This window comes from Mesorhizobium sp. M7A.F.Ca.AU.002.02.1.1, from assembly GCF_003998535.1.
Classification (GTDB): Bacteria; Pseudomonadota; Alphaproteobacteria; order Rhizobiales; family Rhizobiaceae; genus Mesorhizobium; species Mesorhizobium ciceri.
In genome coordinates, this window is record NZ_RZPB01000806.1 from 1 (window position 1) to 2,603 (window position 2,603).

Annotated in this window: 4 protein-coding genes; 3 read left to right on the forward strand and 1 reads right to left on the reverse strand. The window is 60.4% G+C overall.

Annotated elements, in window-relative coordinates:
• Both EN879_RS31550 and EN879_RS31555 read left to right on the forward strand, forming a co-directional pair.
• The coding region (locus EN879_RS31550) for an ABC transporter permease (protein WP_164774703.1) at positions 1-272 on the forward strand (272 nt) is incomplete at its 5' end.
• A gap of 72 nt (positions 273-344) precedes the next feature.
• Positions 345-1,085, forward strand: coding sequence for an ABC transporter permease (locus tag EN879_RS31555; RefSeq protein ID WP_244507023.1), 741 nt, complete (start codon positions 345-347; stop codon positions 1,083-1,085).
• Here the strand turns inward: EN879_RS31555 and EN879_RS31560 are convergent.
• Positions 1,027-1,500, reverse strand: a complete 474-nt coding sequence (locus EN879_RS31560; protein ID WP_127274510.1) for a hypothetical protein — start codon at positions 1,498-1,500, stop codon at positions 1,027-1,029. The two genes, EN879_RS31555 and EN879_RS31560, sit on opposite strands and share 59 nt — an antisense overlap.
• Between EN879_RS31560 and EN879_RS31565 the strand changes: the two genes are divergently transcribed.
• Positions 1,465-2,603, forward strand: a 1,139-nt coding sequence (locus EN879_RS31565) for a hypothetical protein (RefSeq protein WP_206521038.1), incomplete at its 3' end; no start/stop codon positions are given. The two genes, EN879_RS31560 and EN879_RS31565, sit on opposite strands and share 36 nt — an antisense overlap.

Genomic DNA, 2,603 nt, shown 5'->3' on the forward strand with positions numbered 1-2,603 from the left:
TTTCCTACCGGCACATTCTGCCCAACAGCATATTGCCCTTGATCACCTATGCCGGACTTTCGCTTGGACAACTGGTAGGCGGGGCGGTCGTGACCGAAACCGTCTTTTCCATGCCAGGCATGGGCCGGCTGCTGGTCGAAGCGATTTCGTCCCGGGATTTTCCGGTGATGCTGTCGGTGGGAATGGTGATCATCGTCGGCGTGATGATCCTCAACCTTGTGGCGGACATCACCTACAGCCTCGTCAATCCGCTCGTGCGAACATCGGCTTAGAATCCAATGAGAAAACTTCCGTTCCGATTGGTCCTTGGCCTGACGCTTCTGGTGATCATCACATTGATCGCGGTGTTCGCGCCCTTGATCGCGCCACTGCACCCGACCGCTACGACGATCAATGTCCTCGGGCCGCCTTCGGCTGAGAATATTCTTGGCACGGACCAACTGGGCCGGGACGTGCTGTCGCGCGTCATCTACGGGACAAGGGTTTCGTTGCAGGTGGGTGCTTCGGCGGCGATCGTGGCTGTGCTGATCGGCGCGCCCATTGGCCTGATCGCCGGGTTTTTCCGTGGCTGGGTCGATTTTGTCCTGGTCCAGATAATCGACATTTTCATCGCCTTGCCGGGGCTCGTTCTCGCATTGATCATCACCGCCATGCTCGGGCCATCGGTGGTCAACCTGGCGGTCACGCTGGGTGTCGTCACTGCGCCGACGGTCGCCCGCCTGGTTCGTGGCCAGGTTTTCGTTGTCCGGGAAATGGTCTTCGTGGAAGCTGCGCGTGCCACGGGCGCAAGCTCTTTCTGGATCATCCGCCATCATATCATGCCAAACACGATGCGCGTGGTGTGGGCGCAGTTCGCAATCAATGTGGCCTTCGCGATCTTCACCTCCGCAAGCCTCAGCTTCCTGGGGCTGGGCGTGCCTCCGCCGGCTCCGGATTGGGGCGGCATGGTGCGCGACGGTTCGATGTTCCTGCCGATCCTGCCGCTGCTCAGCTTGGGGCCGGGTGCTGCGGTCGCCCTTACCGTTTTCACATTTTATCTAGTCGGGTCGAGCATGAACGAGGCCGCGTCCCGCAATGATCGCTGATTGGAGCAGGGAAATGACGTCTAGCCAGGTCGAGCCGCCGCTGCCGGCATTCATAGAACAACGCCTGCAGGAGTTCGCGGGTCCGGAAGGTGCGTTGAAGGCGCGGCGATGGATGCGGCCGGCCGATGTGTTGATGCGCGTCGAGAACCTTCGCTGCTTCAAGGCTTCGCGCGTCAGTTTTGCCGATATGCTGCTGCGCAGGATCGTTCGCGAACGCTGGCAGATAAGAATGATCTCGGCGGAGTGCGACGATGACGGCGCGGCGAGATTTGTCTACCGGATCGACGCGGAAGGCCATTCCTTCTCCTATATCGCCCGAGCATATCCATGGGACGGAATCGAAAAAGTCGGACGCCGCTCCGACGGCGCGGATCGCGACATGTTCGGCGCGCTCTTCGTCAATCTTGCCAGCCAACAGCGTATCCAGCGGGAATTTGAAACCTTCGACATCAAGGCTGAAGGCCAGATGCGCACGGATTCGGATGTGGTCGGCTGGACCCCCGCCAATCGCAGCAGCCGGCATTTCGACGCCGTCGTCGAAGCATTGTCCCGCGGCGAACAGCCTGCCCCAGAGCTTGGCATCGCCTACCTCATGCGGAACGGTGGCTTTCAAAGCAGTGGCAGGAACGGCACGGTTTCCTATCCCGGCATTCCCGAGGAGCACCCGCTGGCGCACCCGTTCTTTGCGGACATCTTCGCGATCTACCTGGTTCGGCTTGTCTCCATCGATCTCGTCAATGCCGTGGCGCGGCGGCGCAATTCGGACGCGGCGCAGCTCGACATCGCGATCGCGCGCGGGCTTGGAATAGGCAACTCCTCAGGTCAGGGGATGTGTGTAGCCCTCCAACGCTGGCCGCATTGGGTCGCCACCTGGGTGACCGTGCGCGAGGCAGCGCTTGGCTACGCAAAAAGCCTGCCGGTCGAAGCGGGAAGCATTGCACTTGTCCGCAGCTCGATAGAGAGCACCATACGTATCTATGCGCAGACTGACCCACAGACGCAGGACTATGTGGCGGCTAACGAAACCATCATCGAGAACTTGAAACGCATTTCGGCAAGCCTGCGCGAAGGTCAGTGGCATTGCTGGGGCGACGTTGCTGCGCACGTCGCGGAGGTCATGGATGGCGAGACCAGTGAGCAGTTTCACAGCTTGCTTCTCGACGTAGTGCCGGACTTCTGTGACGCCATCGCGCCCTATTTCCAGATCGGCGCAGGCCGCAAGCGGCAACTTCAGCCAGCAATGAGGATCGGTGAACTGCGCGAGATCCTGCGCAGAAATTACGTCTGGGCCTTAACTGCCGACCGTACGCTCGCCGAAACGCACCAGCATTTCTGGTACCATTCGATCGACAATGGCGAACAGAGACGCGGCGAGAGAATCGTCGATCCGCACGAGCGTTTCGAATCCTTCATCGATCATATCGGACTGATCCAGAGGCTGGCGGCAGTGCTGGTCAGCCGTGATGATAACGAGCACGTCGGCGATGTCGTCCTCGACCATCCGGATCTGCACTACGC